Source organism: Streptomyces sp. P13-3-3 (assembly GCF_050571355.1).
In the GTDB taxonomy this organism is placed as follows: Bacteria; Actinomycetota; Actinomycetes; order Streptomycetales; family Streptomycetaceae; genus Streptomyces; species Streptomyces althioticus.
The window spans coordinates 604898-620976 of sequence record NZ_CP192228.1 but is presented as its reverse complement, the minus strand read 5'-3'; the positions used below and the strand labels follow the sequence as shown (position 1 = coordinate 620976).

Genomic DNA, 16079 nt, shown 5'->3' with positions numbered 1-16079 from the left:
GTCCCGCCCGCGAGAGGCGACCGGGGCTTCGCGCGGGCAGGCGGCCGACAGCCGCAGCAAAGTCGAAGCCCCGGCCGGGTGAACCCGGCCGGGGCTTCGTTGCGTGGACCTGAGGGGATTTGAACCCCTGGCCCCCTCGATGCGAACGAGGTGCGCTACCGGACTGCGCCACAGGCCCTTGCAACGAGTGAAACTTTAGCATCCCGATCGGGGTGCTCAAAAATCCGTTGGCCGGGTGCTACTCGTTCGCGGCCTTGGGACGGTCGCCGTCCTCGTACTGGTCGAACAGCGGGGTGCGTCCGCGCTCGCGGGAGCGGCGGGCGGAGGCGGCGCGGCGGGCGTCGGTGCGGCCGTCGTCCGGGTCCCGGTCGTCGGCCGCCGGCGGGTCCTGCTCCTCGGCCGCCGCCTGCCTCTCCTCGGCCGGTACGGCGCTGGAGCGGGCGGAGCTCCAGGTGTCCGGGGCGCCGAGGTCGACGTCGCCGGAGGCGCGCGGGGCGACGGGGGCCGTCACGTACGTGGGGAGCGGGACGGGGACCGGGTCCCAGCTGTCGCCGCCCTGGCCGGGCCGCCGGCTGCGCTCGCGCTGCTGGTCGACCCACTCGGCGTGGTCGGTCTGCTCGACCAGCGCGCGCCGGTCCGCGGCGAGCGCGGACAGGCCGGGGTCGGTGTCGGCACCGGCTTCCGGGCCCTCCGGTTCGTCCGGGTCGGCCTCGTCGGCCGCGGGACGGCGACGGGGCCGCCGCTCGCGCAGCCGCCGCGCCGCGGCCTCGGCCTGGCGGCGGTCCATCTGGTAGGCGAACCGGCGGCGCTCCTGGGAGCGCAGGTAGGCGATGTAGGCGCTGAGCAGCACGGCGGGCACGCCCGGCGCCCAGAGGAACGCCAGCCCGCCGACGGCGGCGACGACCGCGCCGAGCGTGAAGGCGAGGAACAGCATCGTGATGGTGCGCCGGCGGCGCGCGAGGACCTTCGAGCGCCGGGCGCGCTCGGCGGCGGCCTGTGCGCTGCGGTCCCGGCGGGCGGCGTCCGGGGAGCGGCGCGCGGCGGGGACGCGGCCCTGCGCGGCGGGGCCGCCGGCGGCGGCCGGTTCACCCCGGCCGGCGGGCCGCTCCTCACGCGGGGCGGCCTCCTCCGGCGCGTGCGGTTCGCCGCGCTCGTGCTGGGGGGTCCCGCCGCGTTCCCGCGTGACCCGTCCGTCGCGGCCCGGTTCCGGGTGCTCCTCGGGCGGGGCCGGTACGGGCGCCTGGGTCTGCGGACGGGTCTGGGACACGGCGAAGGCCCGGACGTCCACCATGTCGGTGATCGCATCCGGGTCGTGGACGCCCTGCTCCTCCTCGTCGGCGGAGCGCGCCCGCAGGTCCTTGGCGTACCGGCGCTCCATGCCCGCCCGTCCGGACAGCAGTCGGATGGCGGTGCTGAAGCGTTCCGTCGGACGTGCCTCGTTCAGCTCGTCCTGCCTACGGAGCCACATCGGCACCAAGTAGGCGGCCCAGGCCCCGACAATGACTGCGTAGATGAGGCCGCTGCTGCTCACGTCTCACACCGTAGAGGGGTTTGCACGAGGCCATAGGCCAATTGGGCCGGTGTGTCGCACGATCTGGCTGATATTTCGAACTTTTCTTGTGATGGATGCGATCAGACAGTCGCCGGATCCCGGTAATTGCCGGTTCCGGATCGGTCATCCCGGCCTGCAATTCGAACGTATATTCAATTACCGGGGCCGTGCGGGATTCCGCGGTCGCGCTGTCCGCGTCCGGGCAGTTCATCGCGGGACCGCTCCTGCGCGCGGGTGCGGCGCCAGCGGGCGAGAAGACCGTCGGGGACTTCCTCCGCGGTGAGCGCGAACACGAGATGGTCGCGCCACGCGCCGTCGATGTGGAGATAGCGCGGACGCAGCCCTTCCTCACGGAATCCGAGTTTCTCCACGACTCTGCGGCTCGGCCCGTTCTCGGGGCGAATGCAGACCTCGATGCGGTGCAGTCCGACGGCGCGGAAACAGTGGTCCACCACCATCGCCACGGACGTGGGCACCACGCCCCGGCCGGCCACCGCCTCGTCCACCCAGTAGCCGATGTGGCCCGAGCACATCGAACCCCAGGTGATCCCGGCGACCGTCAACTGCCCGACCAGGCGCCCCTGGTACTCGATGACGAACGGCAGCATGCGGCCCGCGTTGGCCTCGGAGCGCAGGTGGCGCACCATCTGCCGGTAGGTGGGGCGGTGGGTGACGGGTCCGCTGGGCGTGGGCGGCGGGATGGTCGCCTCCCAGGGCCGCAGCCAGTCCCGGTTGCGGCGGTTCACCTCGCGCCAGGCCTTCTGGTCGCGCAGCTTTATCGGGCGGAGGACGATGTCGCCGTCCCTCAGCTCCACGGGCCAGTACGGCGTGTTCAGCGCGCACCCCCGTCGCCGGCGTCCGGACGGGGGTGGTCCCCGCCGCGCAGCTGGTCCACCGCGTGCCTCAGCAGCGGCTCCAGGACGGCGAGGCCGTCCTTCACCCCGCCGCCGGACCCGGGCAGGTTGACGATCAGCGTGGCGCCCACGACGCCCGCGAGGCCCCGGGAGAGGGCGGCGGTGGGCACCTTGTCCCGGCCGTACGCGCGGATGGCCTCCGCGATGCCGGGGACCTCGCGGTCGATCACGCGGCGGGTGGCCTCGGGGGTGCGGTCGGTGGGCGAGATGCCGGTGCCGCCGGTGGTGACGACGACGTCGTACCGGGCGTCGACGGCCGCGCGCAGGGCGGCCTCCACGGGGTCGCCGTCGGGGACGACCCGCGGGCCGTCGACGGCGAAGCCGAAGCGTCTCAGGCCGTCGGCGATGAGCGGGCCGCCCGTGTCCTGGTAGACGCCGGCCGCGGCGCGGTTGGACGCCGTGACGACGAGGGCCCGGTACGGGGCCGCGGGGGGCGTCATGACCGGCTCCAGTCGCCCGACTTGCCGCCCGTCTTCTCCTCCACCCGCACGTCCGTGATGACCGCCTCCTTGTCGACCGCCTTGACCATGTCGATGACGGTGAGCGCGGCCACGGACACGGCGGTGAGGGCTTCCATCTCGACGCCCGTGCGGTCCGTCGTCCGTACGGTCGCCGCGATCTCCACGGCGTCGTCCGCGACCGACAGGTCCAGTTTCACACCGGACAGCGCCAGGGGGTGACACAGCGGGATCAGGTCGGGGGTGCGTTTGGCGCCCATGATGCCCGCGATGCGCGCGGTGGCGAGCGCGTCGCCCTTGGGCACGCCCCCGCCGCGCAGCAGCTCGATCACGCGGGGCGCGACGAGCACGCGGCCGGTGGCACGTGCGGTGCGGGCGGTGACGTCCTTGGCGGACACGTCCACCATGCGGGCGGCGCCCGCCTCGTCGATGTGGGTCAGACGGGACTGGTCGTCGGTGGGTCCGGGGGTGTCCCCCCGGGATGGCACGGTCATGATCGTGTGGCGCTCCCGGTCCTGGCCCGGCGCGGTGCGGGGCGCGGGCCTGCTGTGCGCGACACGGTACCGCCAACGGGCGGTGCTCAGCCGAGCAGGACCACCTCGACCTCGGTGCCGGGCGCCACGTCCTCGACGTCCTCGGGCACGACGACGAGCGCGTTCGCCTGCGCGAGGGCGGCGACCAGATGCGATCCGGCGCCGCCGACGGGCGTGACGACCCCGTCGGCGTACCGGCCGCGCAGGAACTGGCGGCGTCCCTTCGGCGAGGTCAGCGCCTTCTCCGCCCTCAGTTCGGCGCGGACGCGCGGCCGGTGGACGTCCTGGAGCCCCATCAGGGTGCGGATGGCGGGGCGGACGAACAGCTCGAAGGAGACGTAGGAGGAGACCGGGTTGCCGGGGAGGGCGAGCAGCGGGGTGTGGTCGGGGCCGATGGAGCCGAAGCCCTGCGGCTTGCCCGGCTGCATGGCGAGCCTGCGGAACTCCACACCGCTGCCGGGCTCGTCCTCGTCGCCCGCGTGCGACAGCGCCTCCTTGACGACGTCGTACGCCCCGACGCTGACGCCGCCGGAGGTGACCATGAGGTCGGCGCGGACGAGCTGGTCCTCGATGGTGTCGCGGAGGGTCTCGGCGTCGTCGGCGACGGCGCCGACGCGGTAGGCGATCGCGCCGGCTTCACGGGCGGCGGCGGTGAGGGCGAAGCTGTTGGAGTCGTAGATCTGGCCGGGGCGCAGCGGCTCGTCGGGCTGGACGAGTTCGCTGCCGGTGGAGAGGACCACCACGCGCGGGCGCGGGCGCACCCGGACCGTGCCGCGGCCGACGGCGGCGAGCAGGGAGATCTGCGGCGGGCCGAGGACGGTGCCGGCCTCCAGGACGCGGTCGCCGGCCCGGACGTCGCTGCCCTGGGCGCGCACGTGCGCGCGGGCGGGCGCGGGGCGGTGCACGGCGACCTGTCCGGTGGCGCCGTCGGGGGCGAGGCTGCGGGCGCGCATCCCGGCGGCGGGGCCCTCGCCGAGTCCGCCGTCGGTCCACTCGACGGGGACGACGGTCTCGGCGCCGGGCGGGAGCGGGGCGCCGGTCATGATGCGCGCGGCCTGGCCGGGTCCGACGTGCACGGGGTCGGCCGCGCCGGCCGCGACGTCACCGACGACCTCCAGGGAGGCCGGGTACTCCTCGCTCGCGCCGGCGACGTCCGCGACCCGCACCGCGTAGCCGTCCATCGAGCTGTTGTCGAAGGGGGGCAGGGAGACCGGGACCGTGATGTCCTCGACGAGGACGCAGCCCTGTGCGTCGAGGAGGTTCAGCTCGATGGGGTCGAGCGGGCGGACGGTCGCGAGGATGTCGTCCAGGTGCTCGTCCACCGACCAGAGGTGGTCCGGTTCTGCGGTGCGGGGCGCGGCGCTGCTCAACGTTGCTGCATCTCCTCGGTGACGAATCGCTGGAGCCAGGTCCGGAAGTCCGGTCCCAGGTCCTCACGTTCGCACGCGAGACGGACAATGGCACGCAGGTAGTCCCCGCGGTCGCCGGTGTCATAGCGGCGGCCCTGGAAGATGACGCCGTGCACCGGCCCGCCGAGCGTGGCGTCCGCGGCGAGCTGCTGGAGGGCGTCGGTCAGCTGGATCTCGCCGCCGCGGCCGGGCTCGGTCTTGCTCAGCACGTCGAAGACGGCCGGGTCGAGGACGTAGCGGCCGATGATGGCGTAGTGGGAGGGCGCCTCCTCGCGGGAGGGCTTCTCGACCAGTCCGCTGAGCCGGACGACGTCGGCGTCGGTGGTGGCCTCGACGGCGGCGGAGCCGTAGAGGTGGATCTGCTCGGGGGCCACCTCCATCAGCGCGACGACGCTGCCTCCGTGCTCCTGCTGCACCTCGATCATGCGCTGGAGCAGCGGGTCCCGCGGGTCGATCAGGTCGTCGCCGAGGAGGACGGCGAAGGGCTCGTCGCCGACGTGCGGGGCGGCGCACAGCACGGCGTGGCCGAGGCCCTTGGGGTCGCCCTGACGGACGTAGTGCATGGTGGCGAGGTCGCTGGATTCCTGGACCTTGGCGAGACGTTCGCCGTCGCCCTTCTTCTCGAGCGCGGACTCGAGTTCGTAGTTGCGGTCGAAGTGGTCCTCGAGCGGGCGCTTGTTGCGGCCCGTAACCATGAGGACGTCGTCGAGGCCGGCGGCGACGGCCTCTTCGACCACGTACTGGATCGCCGGCTTGTCGACCACCGGCAGCATCTCCTTGGGCGTGGCCTTGGTGGCCGGCAGGAACCGGGTGCCGAGGCCGGCGGCGGGGATGACAGCCTTGCTGATCCGCGGGTGTGACTGAGACATGGGCGACACCCTAGCCGGTGTCTTTGCACTGAATCTGTGACTCCGCTGAAAAAATGCTCATATGAGCACATTAAGACAGTACGGGAATCGACTTGAGACAGAACCAGGGCCAGCCCGAACCTGACAAGCGCACGCGACGGCGCGAAGTCCTCCAGGTGAGGAACGGATTGACGGCCGATGACGTTCAGGCGCACGCCGGCGCCCTGGCCCGCCGGGCGCTCGCGCTGCCCGAGCTGGCGGAGGCCCGCACGGTCGCCGCGTACGTCTCCGTGGGGAGCGAACCGGGCACGCTCGCGCTGCTGGACGCGCTGCGCGCGCGGGGCGTGCGGGTGCTGCTGCCCGCGCTGCTGCCCGACAACGACCTGGCGTGGGGCGTGTACCGGGGCCCGGACTCCCTGCTGCCCGCGGAGCACGGCGGCGGGCGGATGACCTTGCTGGAGCCCGCAGGGGAGCGGCTGCGCCCCCGGGCCGTGACGGAGGCGGACGCCGTGCTGCTGCCCGGTCTCTCCGTGGACGCCCGCGGGATGCGCCTGGGCCGAGGCGGCGGCTCCTACGACCGCGTCCTCGCCCGCCTGGAGCGGGCCCGCGTGCGTCCGGCGCTGGTGGTGCTGCTGTACGACTGGGAGGTCGTGGAGCGGGTGCCGCAGGAGCCGCACGACCGGCCGGTGGACGCCGTGGTGACCCCGTCCGGGGTGCGGCGGTTCGGCCGCCCGGCTCCCGAGGCCTGAGAGACGCGGACCGGCCTCCACGCGCGCGTGGAGGCCGGCCGTCGTGCCCGCGGGGTGCGGGTCAGGGCTTGAGCACCAGGTGGTCGGTGGTGGCGTCCTCGACCGCCTTCTCCGAGAAGGGCCACTCCAGCAGTTCGCCCTCGGCCCACTTGTCCGTCTGGTCGACGTAGTGGGCGTTGTAGGCGTGCCCGGAGGCGCCGGTCAGGTTGATCCAGCGGGACTTGTCGAGGTCGTCGAGGTTGACGACCATCCGCATGGACGGCACCCACACCACGCCGTAGCCGCCGGCGGCGTTCCAGCCCGTGGCGTTGACGGTGGCCTCGCCGCCGCCGAGGTTCCACGGGCCGCGGTTGAGCACGTACTTCACGAAGCCGGGCCCGTCGCTGCCGAGGGTCTGGTTGTCCAGGAACAGGCGGTGCAGCCGGCCCCAGTTCCAGGTGTCGATGTCCTTGCCGAGCTTGGCGGTCAGCTCCCACCGGGCGTCGATCATGGCCCGCTTGAACAGCTCGTCACGGTTCTCCGCGCCGGGGCGGGTGCCGCGCTTCGGCGTGGTCCACCACTCGCTGTCCTCGTCGGCCATCAGCCGCCGGACCACCTCGAACCAGCGGTCGCCGCCGTCCGGCTGCGCCTGGCTCGCGGAGCGCTGGCCGCACTCGCGGACCTTGGCCGCCTCGTCGGCCGGGCCGGTGGTGTTGACCGGCTCGACCCACAGGCACTGGCCCTTGACCCGCAGCTCCTTGGGCAGCTTGTGGCCGAAGGAGAGCTTGAGGATGTTGCGCCAGACGGAGTTGAAGTACGCGGCGGCGGCCGAGTCGGCGTCCTGGGTGTAGTCCCAGCCCTCCAGCAGCTTCTGTGCCTGGCGGACGTGCTCGTCGCCGACGTCGATCTTGAGCAGTTCGGGCACCAGCAGCTTGGCGATGGAGCTGGAGTTGTCCAGCTGCATCTGCCGCATGTCGTCGGTGGAGATCTTCCCGCCGTCCTTGATCTTCGACTGGATCAGGTCGTTGATCCGCTGGCTGCGGGCGCCGTAGCCCCAGTCGGTGGTCAGCGTGTACGGGTAGTCCTCGTCGACGACGGCCTGGTTGGCGGTGACGATGTAGCCGCGCTCGGGGTCGAACTCGTAGGGCAGTTCGTCCTGGTCGACCCAGCCGGTCCACTCGTAGTCCGGGTCCCAGCCGGGGGCGGGGACGGAACCGTCGTGCTTCTTCGCCCGGGTCGGGATCTTGCCGGGCAGGGTGTAGCCGATGTGTTCGGTGTCCGCGTAGACCAGGTTCTGCGAGGGCACCTCGAACAGCTCGGCGGCCTCGCGGAAGTCGTCCCAGTCCTTGGCGCGGTTGATCGCGAAGACGGCGTCCATGGTGCGGCCGGGGTCCAGGGCGGTCCAGCGCAGCGCCACCGCGTAGCCGTCGCCCCGGTCGGGGGCGGCGCTCTCGACGGCGGCCTTCTTGCCGGTCTTCACCAGCTCGTCCGAACGGTCCGACAGCAGCGGGCCGTTGTTGGTCTCGCGGATCACGATCTTCCGCGAGGAGCCGCCGGCGACCTTGATGGTCTCCTCGCGCGTCTCGAACGGCACCACCTTGTCGCCGTACTGGTAGCCGTCGCCGGTGATCTTCTCCAGGTAGAGGTCGGTGACGTCGACACCGGAGTTGGTCAGGCCCCAGGCGATGTCCTGGTTGTGGCCGATTATCACGCCCGGCATGCCCGCGAAGGTGTAACCGGTGACGTCGTAGCGGCACTTGTCGGAGACGTCGCGGCAGTGCAGGCCCATCTGGTACCAGACGGACGGCAAGGAGGCCGACAGGTGGGGGTCGTTGGCGAGCAGCGGCTTGCCGGAGACGGTGTGGTCGCCGGAGACGACCCAGGAGTTGGAGCCGATGCCGTCGCCGTTCACGCCGACGGCGGTGGGGAGGTCCTCCAGCACCCGCTGGAGTCCGGTGAGCTGGCCCTCGAAGCCGGCCGCGTCGCCCTCCGCACCGGAGCCCGTGCCGCCTTCCGTGCCGCCGCCGAGCTCCGAACCGGCGCCGTCGCCGGTGCCGGTGCCGTCGCCGGAGCCGTCCCCGGAGCCGTCGCCTTCGCCTTCGCCGTCACCCGAGCCGCCCTCGGCCTCGAACGTGCCGCTGCCCTCGTCGTAGCCGCCCTCCTGCACGATCGGCTTGTTCCGGCCGTACGGGTACGACGGGTACAGGTCGGCGATCTGCTTCGGGCCGAGGCGGCTGGTCAGCAGCGCCCGGTCGATCTCGTCCTGCATGTTGCCGCGCAGGTCCCAGGCCATCGCCTTCAGCCAGGCCACGGAGTCGACCGGCGTCCACTCGCCCGGCGCGTAGTCGTTCTCGAAGCCCAGTGCCGCGTACTCGAGGGAGATGTCCTTGCCGTCCTTGCCCTCCAGGTAGGCGTTGACGCCCTTGGCGTACGCCTGGAGGTACTTCTTGGTGGCGGGGGACAGCTTCTCCTCGTACTCCTGCTTCGCGACGCGGTCCCAGCCGAGGGTGCGCAGGAACGCGTCGTTGTCGACCTGGCCCGCGCCGAACATCTCCGACAGCCGGCCGGACGTCATGTGCCGGCGCACGTCCATCTCGTAGAACCGGTCCTGCGCCTGGACGTAGCCCTGCGCCATGAACAGGTCCTCGTCGGAGGAGGCGTAGATCTGCGGGATGCCGTAGCCGTCGCGTCTGACGTCGACGGGTCCGGAGAGTCCTTCGAGGGTGATCGACCCCTCGGTCTGCGGGAACGAGGCGCGCACGGTGCTGACGGACCAGTACGCCCCGTAGGCGACGCCTCCGATCAGGGCCAGCACCAGGACGAGCACGACGAGACGGCCTTTGCGCCCCTTCTTCCTGCCGGACGTGCCGGCGGCCTGCTGACCCGTGGAGGCGGCGGTGGTGTCGGTGGGCATCGCTGTCCTTGCTGTCCTAACGCGAGCGGCAGGTCGGGCTGTGCTTTTAACTGAGCGCTGGAGCAACGATAGGCGCAGGGCTCCGCGCCCCTTGACGCGGAGTGGGGAACCAGCCCGGACGGGCGTTCGATCTTGCCGCCTTCCGCGTCAAGAACGCGTCAAGAGTTAGGTAAGGTAACGAAGTAGTTCGCCGTGACAATCGAAGCGGTTCGCCCGGAAAGCGGGCGCATCGCCCGCGACGGACGCGCGCTCCCTCACGGGTGCGCCAGGGCCGGGGAAGGGAACGCCGCTGACTGTCCACCACCTCAACCAGCTCCTGCTCGTCTGCTCGCTCGTTCTGCTCGTCGCCGTGGCCGCGGTCCGGATCTCCTCGCGCAGCGGGCTCCCCAGCCTGCTCGTCTACCTGGGCATCGGCATCGCCATCGGCCAGGACGGCATCGGCGACATCCAGTTCGACAACGCCGAGTTGACCCAGGTGATCGGGTACGCGGCCCTGGTCGTGATCCTCGCCGAGGGCGGTCTGGGCACCAAGTGGACCGAGATCAGACCGGTCCTGCCCTCGGCGGCCGCGCTGGCGCTGGCCGGCGTCGCGGTGAGCGTCGGCGTGACGGCCACGGCGGCGCACCTGCTGATCGGGCTGGAATGGCGGCAGGCGCTCATCATCGGCGCGGTGGTCTCCTCGACGGACGCGGCGGCCGTCTTCTCGGTGCTGCGGAAGGTTCCGCTGCCCGCCCGGGTGCGGGGCACCCTGGAGGCCGAGTCCGGCTTCAACGACGCCCCCGTGGTGATCCTCGTGGTGGCCTTCTCCACGGCCGGTCCTGTCGAGCACTGGTACGTGCTGATCGGCGAGATCCTGCTGGAGCTGGCGATCGGCGCCGCCGTCGGTCTCGCCGTCGGCTGGCTCGGCGCCTGGGGCCTGCGGCACGTGGCGCTGCCCGCCTCCGGCCTCTACCCGATCGCCGTCATGGCCATCGCCGTCACCGCCTACGCGGGCGGCGCGCTCGTCCACGGCAGCGGCTTCCTCGCCGTCTACCTCGCCTCGATGCTGCTCGGCAACGCCAAACTGCCGCACTGGCCCGCCACCCGCGGCTTCGCCGAAGGGCTCGGCTGGCTCGCCCAGATCGGCATGTTCGTGCTGCTCGGCCTGCTGGTCACCCCGCACGAACTCGCCGACGACATCGTGCCCGCCCTCGTCGTCGGGCTGGTCCTCACGATGGTGGCCCGTCCGCTCAGTGTCGTGCTGTGCCTGACGCCGTTCCGGGTGCCCTGGCAGGAGCAGACGCTGATGTCCTGGGCGGGCCTGCGCGGCGCCGTGCCGATCATCCTGGCGACCATCCCGATGGTGCAGGGCGTCGACGGCAGCGAGCGGATCTTCAACATCGTCTTCCTGCTGGTCGTCGTCTACACCCTGGTGCAGGGCCCGACGCTGCCCGGACTGGCCCGGCTGCTGCGGCTCGGCGACTCCGGCGCCGCCGACCTCGGCGTGGAGTCGGCGCCCCTGGAGCGGCTGCGCGGCCACCTGCTGTCGGTCACCGTCCCCGCCGGGTCCAGGATGCACGGCGTCGAGGTGGGCGAGCTGCGGCTGCCCACCGGGTCCGCCGTCACCCTCGTCGTGCGGGACGGGACGTCCTTCGTGCCGTCGCCGGAGACGATGCTGCGCCGCGGCGACGAACTCCTCGTCGTCGCCACCGACCCGGTGCGGGACGCGGCGGAGCGCCGGCTGCGCGCGGTCGCCCGGGGCGGCAAGCTCGCCGGCTGGCTGGGCACCGGCCGGGACACCGAAGGATCGCAGGCCGGACGCTGAGAGGATGCTCACCTTCACAGGCGTCCACGCCGTCACCCCCTGTATCATGAAGCGACCCCAGATCGAACCAACTCTGCCTGACGCAGAGCTGGCGCGACCGTATGGCGGCCGGGCGCCCTGAGCTGTGGCGCCGGTATCTACCGCAGTCAGCGCAAGAGGACAGCTCTCGGCGTGCCCGCGCGACCTCGTGCGGGGCGCTACCAGGTGGCGGAAAGGCACGGGCCGTGGCATCCACGGTCACCACGTCGAAGGACTCGGCGGCCACCTCCCGACCGGGATACGGCCGCCTGCTGCGCACCCGCGGCGCGTGGACGTTCCTGCTCCCCGGCTTCGCGGCGCGTCAGCCGTTCGCGATGCTCACCCTCTCCATCGTGCTGCTCGTCCAGCACACCACCGGCTCCTACGGCGCGGCCGGCGCCGTCGCGGCCGTCACCGGCGTCTCCATGGCGCTGTTCGCCCCGTACACCGGCCGGCTCGCCGACCGGCACGGCCAGCGCGCCGTGCTGGTGCCGGGCGTGCTGGTGCACGCGGCGGCCGGACTCGCCCTCACCGCCCTCGCGCTGAACGGCGCACCGCTGTGGGCGCTGTTCGCCGCGGCCGTCCCCACCGGCGCCTCCGTGCCGCAGGTCGGGCCGATGGTCCGCGCCCGCTGGGGCGTCCGTCTCAAGGGCTCCCCGCTGATGGCGACCGCCGCGGCCTTCGAGTCCGTCACCGACGAGTTCACCTTCGTCGTCGGCCCGCTGCTGGCCACCGCGCTGTGCACGACGGTCGACCCGTCCGCGGGCCTGGTCACCGAGGCCGCGCTCACCCTGGTCGGCGGTCTGCTGTTCGCCGCTCAGAAGGGCACCCAGCCGCCGGTCGCCACGACCGCCGACGGCCACACGCGCGTACGGCACGCCTCCGCGCTGCGCATGCCCGGCGTGCGCGTGCTGATCGTGACGTTCCTCGGCATCGGCTCCGTCTTCGGCGGCATGCAGGTCTCCCTGGCCGCGTACACCGAGTCCATCGGCGAACCGGGCCTCAACGGCGTCCTGTACGGCGTCTTCGCCGCGGGCAACATGCTCGCCGGCCTCGCCTGCGGCGCGATCGCCTGGAAGGTCGCCCCGCAGCGCCGCCTGATCGTCGCCTACGCCGCCCTCGCGCTGGCCGCGTCCGCGCTGTGGACGGCCGACTCCTCGCTGCTGCTGGGCACGCTCGGCCTGCTGGTCGGCATGTGCATCGCCCCGGCGCTGATCACCGGCTACACGCTGGTGGAGAGCCTGGTCCCGGCGGGCGCCCGCACCGAGGCGTTCACCTGGCTGACCGGCGCCGTCGCGCTGGGCCAGGCCGCCGCCGTCACCGTCGCCGGACAGTTCGAGGACCGGCTGTGGGACGGCGCCGGGTTCCTGGTGCCGATGGGCGGCACGCTGCTGGCGCTGGCGACCCTGCTGGCCCTGCGCTCGCGGCTCGCGGGTGCTCCGCGCGGGCGTACCGTCGCACGTGGCATGGGTCACCGCGAGCCCGTCGCAGTGGACTAGGCCCGCGGAATGCGTCACTATGGACCGTCGTTAGCACTCATTGAGTGAGAGTGCCAGGAGGAAGACAGTGCCGACCTACCAGTACCAGTGCACCGAGTGCGGCGAGGGCCTCGAGGCGGTGCAGAAGTTCACCGACGACGCCCTGACCGAGTGCCCCAACTGCCAGGGCCGCCTGAAGAAGGTGTTCTCCGCGGTCGGCATCGTCTTCAAGGGTTCCGGTTTCTACCGCAACGACAGCCGCGGCTCCTCGTCGAGCTCCTCGCCGGCGTCGTCGAAGTCCTCCGGATCCTCTTCGTCGAGTTCTTCGTCGTCGAGCTCTTCTTCGTCGGACTCCGGTTCGAGCTCGTCCTCGTCCGGCTCCTCCGGCAGCTCGACGAGCACCACGGCGGCCTGACCGCCCGACACACGCTTCCCCTGGGCCCTGTCGTCCCCCGACGGCGGGGCCCTCGGTGTGTCCCGGCGCGACCGGGGCGGCCGACGGGGCTCTCTCCCGGCCTTTCCGGGTGCCGTTAGGGTCGGGCCATGGCGAACATGGCGAACGCCGAGATCGGCGTCATCGGCGGATCCGGCTTCTACTCCTTCCTCGACGACGTGACCGAGGTCCAGGTCGACACCCCCTACGGGGCGCCCAGCGACTCCCTCTTCCTCGGCGAGGTGGCCGGCCGGCGGGTCGCCTTCCTGCCCCGGCACGGACGCGGCCACCACCTGCCCCCGCACCGCATCAACTACCGCGCCAACCTGTGGGCGCTGCGGTCGGTCGGCGTGCGCCAGGTCCTCGGCCCGTGCGCGGTGGGCGGTCTGCGCCCCGAGTACGGACCGGGCACGCTCCTGGTGCCGGACCAGCTCGTGGACCGCACCAAGTCCCGCGCCAACTCCTACTTCGACGGGCTGCCGCTGCCCGACGGCACCGTGCCGAACGTCGTCCACGTGTCCCTGGCCGACCCCTACTGCCCCACCGGGCGGGCGTCCGCCCTGAAGGCGGCCCGCGGGCGGGACTGGGAGGCGGTCGACGGCGGCACGCTGGTCGTCGTCGAGGGCCCGCGCTTCTCCACCCGCGCCGAGTCGCTGTGGCACCAGGCGCAGGGCTGGTCCGTGGTGGGCATGACCGGGCACCCCGAGGCGGCGCTCGCCCGTGAGCTGGAGCTCTGCTACACGTCGTTGACGCTGGTCACGGACCTGGACGCGGGCGCCGAGACGGGTGAGGGCGTCTCCCACGACGAGGTGCTCCAGGTGTTCGCGGCCAACGTGGACCGGCTGCGGGGGGTGCTGTTCGACGCGGTGGCGGCGCTGCCGTCGACGGAGGAGCGGGACTGTCTGTGCGCGTCGGCGCTGGGCGGGATGGATCCGGGGTTCGCGTTGCCGTAGGTGGCGCCGGGTCGCGGGGTGGCGGCGGGGCTTATGGGGCGGGGCGTCGCGGAGGCGGGGCGTCGCGCTGGCGTGGAGGTGGGGCGTCGCGGAGGCGTGGAAGTGGGGCGTCGCGTTGGCGTGGAAGTGGGGCGTCGCGGAGGCGGAGGCGTCGCGGGGGCGCGGAGGCGCTCGTTCGGGTGGCGCGGTTTTCCACAGCTGAGGATGCGTTCACAGCCCCCGGCGGGATTCCGTCGGGGGCTTCATCGTGAGGTGCGCAAGCCGTTCCCGCGTCCCAGGTGGTGGCCCCGTGTCCATGTCGTCCTTGTCGTCCTTGTCGTCCGTGCCCTCGGTGCCCTGCGCACCCTCGGCGTACCGTCGCTCCCCGTTCCCGCGTCCGCACGGTGCCGATGTGCCGCCGCCGTGCGAGGTGCCGCACTTCGACCCGGTGCGGGTGCGCGGCATGCTGCCGCTCGCGGGCAGGCTGGCGCGGCACCGCAGACGGGCGGTGGCGGTCGGTCTCGCGGTGACCGCGGCCGCGCTCGTCGCGGCGGGCCCGAGGGACAGCGACCGCTCGCGCGGACATCCCGAGCCGGCCCGGGCGGCGGCCGGGACCCCCGTGCCGTCGGGCGGTGACGACCGTCCCGTACGGCAGCGGCGCGCGGGCGCGCCGGTCTCCGCGCCGGTGCGGATCGCCGACGGGGCCACGGTCCGGCTGCTGCGGCCCGGCGACCGGGTGGACGTGATCGCGGCCGAGGAGACGGTGTCCGGCGGTGAGGCCCGAGTGGTCGCGCGCGGGGCGCGGGTCACGGAGGTGCCGGAGCCGCCGGACGGCGACGGGGGCGCGCTGGTCGTCCTGTCGGTGCCGCGCGACACGGCCGCCGAGCTGGCCGGCGCGAGCGCCACGGCCCGGCTGGCGGTGACGCTGTGGTGACGCGCGCGGCGCCGGGCGCCCTGACCGGCCGGCGGCCGTCCCCGTCCGCCCTCTCAGCTCCCCCCGTACAACTCCCCGTACGACGGCCACGCGCCGCCCGGTCCGTCCACCGGGTCGGCGGCCCGCACGGCGCGGACGATCGCCCGGGTCACCAGGTCCGCGCCCGCCGCGAGCACCTCGTTCAGCGCGAGCGGGTCCTTCGCGTCCAGCGGTCGGGTGCCGGTGGCCAGGGTGAAGACGGTGTCGCCGTCGTTCAGCAGATGCACCGGGCGGACGGCGCGCGCGATGCCGTCGTGCGCGGTACCGGCCAGCTTCTGCGCCTGCGCGCGGGTCAGGTCGGCGTCGGTGGCGACCACGGCGAGGGTGGTGTTCATCGGCGGCGGGGCGTTGCGCTCGGCCGCCTCCGCCAGCCGGCGCCGTGCGGCCCTGTGCACCTCGGGGCCGGGCAGACGCGGGCGCCCGCCGAAGTAGTCCCCGTAGAGGACCCCCGTCTCCAGGTCCACCGCCGACCCCACCGCGTTGGCCACCACCAGCGCGGCCACGGTCACCCCCGACGGCAGGACCGTGCTCGCCGAGCCGACCCCGCCCTTGAGCTGGCCGACCACGGCGCCCGTCCCGGCGCCCACGCATCCCTGCGGCACCGGCGCCCCCGGACCGGTGGCCGCGGCGGCCTCGACCGCCGCGCGGCCCAGGGAGGCGTCGGGCCGGGCCCGGAAGTCGCCGCCCCGGCGCAGGTCGAAGACGCAGGCGGCGGGCACGACGGGCACCACGTGCGTCGGCTCGGGACCGACCCGCACCCCGCGGCCCTGCTCCTCCAGCCAGGCCATCACCCCGGAGGCCGCGTCCAGGCCGAAGGCGCTGCCGCCGGTGAGGGTGACCGCGTCCACGCGCTGCACCACGTTGCGCGGGTCCAGCGCGTCGGTCTCCTTCGTGCCGGGTCCGCCGCCGCGTACGTCCACCGCGGCGACCGCGCCTCCCTCCGGGGCGAGCACCACCGTGGTCCCGGTGAGCCATCCGTCGCCGGTCCGCGTCGCGTGCCCCACGCGCACGCCGGCCACATCCGTCAGAGCGTCAGCCTTCATGGGGGCAGTCATGCCCCCGCGGCCCCGGCCGTACCCTGGAGG

General features: G+C 73.3%; 14 protein-coding genes and 1 tRNA gene. 6 read left to right on the top strand and 9 right to left on the bottom strand.

Annotation, left to right across the window (positions count from 1 at the left end; all coding sequences use genetic code 11):
- Positions 1-104: 104 nt before the first annotated feature.
- From ACQZOG_RS02980 to galU, 7 genes are all read right to left on the bottom strand, one after another.
- Positions 105-178 (bottom strand) — tRNA-Ala (locus tag ACQZOG_RS02980).
- Positions 179-238: 60 nt separating this feature from the next.
- Positions 239-1531 carry a divisome protein SepX/GlpR gene (gene sepX, locus ACQZOG_RS02975; RefSeq protein ID WP_203550651.1) on the bottom strand — a complete coding sequence of 431 codons (1293 nt, stop codon included), beginning with the start codon at positions 1529-1531 and terminating at the stop codon, positions 239-241.
- A gap of 173 nt (positions 1532-1704) precedes the next feature.
- Positions 1705-2367, bottom strand: coding sequence for a GNAT family N-acetyltransferase (locus ACQZOG_RS02970; RefSeq protein WP_033277374.1), 663 nt, complete (start codon positions 2365-2367; stop codon positions 1705-1707).
- Between the two features lie 17 nt (positions 2368-2384).
- Positions 2385-2906 carry a MogA/MoaB family molybdenum cofactor biosynthesis protein gene (locus tag ACQZOG_RS02965; RefSeq protein ID WP_203550650.1) on the bottom strand — a complete coding sequence of 174 codons (522 nt, stop codon included), beginning with the start codon at positions 2904-2906 and terminating at the stop codon, positions 2385-2387.
- Entirely contained in the window at positions 2903-3418 is a 516-nt protein-coding gene (moaC, locus tag ACQZOG_RS02960; protein WP_058916628.1) for a cyclic pyranopterin monophosphate synthase MoaC, read from the bottom strand. The genes ACQZOG_RS02965 and moaC overlap by 4 nt, the downstream gene beginning before the upstream one ends.
- Positions 3419-3504: 86 nt before the next feature.
- A complete protein-coding gene (glp, locus tag ACQZOG_RS02955) occupies positions 3505-4827 on the bottom strand; it encodes a molybdotransferase-like divisome protein Glp (protein WP_193455015.1) in 1323 nt (440 codons plus the stop codon).
- The gene (gene galU, locus ACQZOG_RS02950) at positions 4824-5735 is read right to left on the bottom strand and encodes a UTP--glucose-1-phosphate uridylyltransferase GalU (RefSeq protein ID WP_037640074.1); all 912 of its coding nucleotides are present in this window, start codon (positions 5733-5735) and stop codon (positions 4824-4826) included. Before galU ends, glp begins: the two co-directional genes overlap by 4 nt.
- Positions 5736-5827: 92 nt before the next feature.
- On the opposite strand from galU, the gene ACQZOG_RS02945 reads away from it, so the two are divergent.
- On the top strand, positions 5828-6463 hold the full coding sequence (locus ACQZOG_RS02945) for a 5-formyltetrahydrofolate cyclo-ligase (RefSeq protein WP_193467672.1): 636 nt from the start codon (positions 5828-5830) through the stop codon (positions 6461-6463).
- Positions 6464-6524: 61 nt separating this feature from the next.
- Here ACQZOG_RS02945 and ACQZOG_RS02940 read toward each other — a convergent pair whose 3' ends face one another.
- The gene (locus tag ACQZOG_RS02940; RefSeq protein ID WP_430741247.1) at positions 6525-9356 is read right to left on the bottom strand and encodes a penicillin acylase family protein; all 2832 of its coding nucleotides are present in this window, start codon (positions 9354-9356) and stop codon (positions 6525-6527) included.
- Between the two features lie 289 nt (positions 9357-9645).
- Between ACQZOG_RS02940 and ACQZOG_RS02935 the strand changes: the two genes are divergently transcribed.
- The 5 genes from ACQZOG_RS02935 to ACQZOG_RS02915 all read left to right on the top strand — a co-directional run bounded on the left by ACQZOG_RS02935 (position 9646) and on the right by ACQZOG_RS02915 (position 14955).
- A complete protein-coding gene (locus ACQZOG_RS02935) occupies positions 9646-11160 on the top strand; it encodes a potassium/proton antiporter (RefSeq protein WP_033277380.1) in 1515 nt (504 codons plus the stop codon).
- A gap of 224 nt (positions 11161-11384) precedes the next feature.
- Complete coding sequence (locus ACQZOG_RS02930; protein WP_387787008.1) at positions 11385-12677, top strand: MFS transporter; 1293 nt, start codon at positions 11385-11387, stop codon at positions 12675-12677.
- A 67-nt stretch (positions 12678-12744) separates the two neighbouring features.
- Entirely contained in the window at positions 12745-13071 is a 327-nt protein-coding gene (locus tag ACQZOG_RS02925) for an FmdB family zinc ribbon protein (protein ID WP_078492862.1), read from the top strand.
- Between the two features lie 137 nt (positions 13072-13208).
- On the top strand, positions 13209-14042 hold the full coding sequence (locus ACQZOG_RS02920; protein ID WP_063833281.1) for an S-methyl-5'-thioadenosine phosphorylase: 834 nt from the start codon (positions 13209-13211) through the stop codon (positions 14040-14042).
- Between the two features lie 295 nt (positions 14043-14337).
- Positions 14338-14955, top strand: a complete 618-nt coding sequence (locus ACQZOG_RS02915) for a hypothetical protein (protein ID WP_167338232.1) — start codon at positions 14338-14340, stop codon at positions 14953-14955.
- A gap of 53 nt (positions 14956-15008) precedes the next feature.
- Here the strand turns inward: ACQZOG_RS02915 and ACQZOG_RS02910 are convergent, their stop codons facing one another.
- Entirely contained in the window at positions 15009-16037 is a 1029-nt protein-coding gene (locus tag ACQZOG_RS02910) for a P1 family peptidase (protein ID WP_193455012.1), read from the bottom strand.
- Between the last annotated feature and the right edge of the window lie 42 nt (positions 16038-16079).

What these genes read in the sequence shown, in the direction of transcription:
- ACQZOG_RS02965 (WP_203550650.1), bottom strand. Translation starts at nt 2,906, where the DNA reads ATGACGCCCCCCGCGGCCCCGTACCGGGCCCTCGTCGTCACGGCGTCC.
- moaC (WP_058916628.1), bottom strand. Translation starts at nt 3,418, where the DNA reads ATGACCGTGCCATCCCGGGGGGACACCCCCGGACCCACCGACGACCAG.
- galU (WP_037640074.1), bottom strand. Translation starts at nt 5,735, where the DNA reads ATGTCTCAGTCACACCCGCGGATCAGCAAGGCTGTCATCCCCGCCGCC.
- ACQZOG_RS02940 (WP_430741247.1), bottom strand. Translation starts at nt 9,356, where the DNA reads ATGCCCACCGACACCACCGCCGCCTCCACGGGTCAGCAGGCCGCCGGC.
- ACQZOG_RS02920 (WP_063833281.1), top strand. Translation starts at nt 13,209, where the DNA reads ATGGCGAACGCCGAGATCGGCGTCATCGGCGGATCCGGCTTCTACTCC.
- ACQZOG_RS02915 (WP_167338232.1), top strand. Translation starts at nt 14,338, where the DNA reads ATGTCGTCCTTGTCGTCCTTGTCGTCCGTGCCCTCGGTGCCCTGCGCA.
- ACQZOG_RS02910 (WP_193455012.1), bottom strand. Translation starts at nt 16,037, where the DNA reads ATGAAGGCTGACGCTCTGACGGATGTGGCCGGCGTGCGCGTGGGGCAC.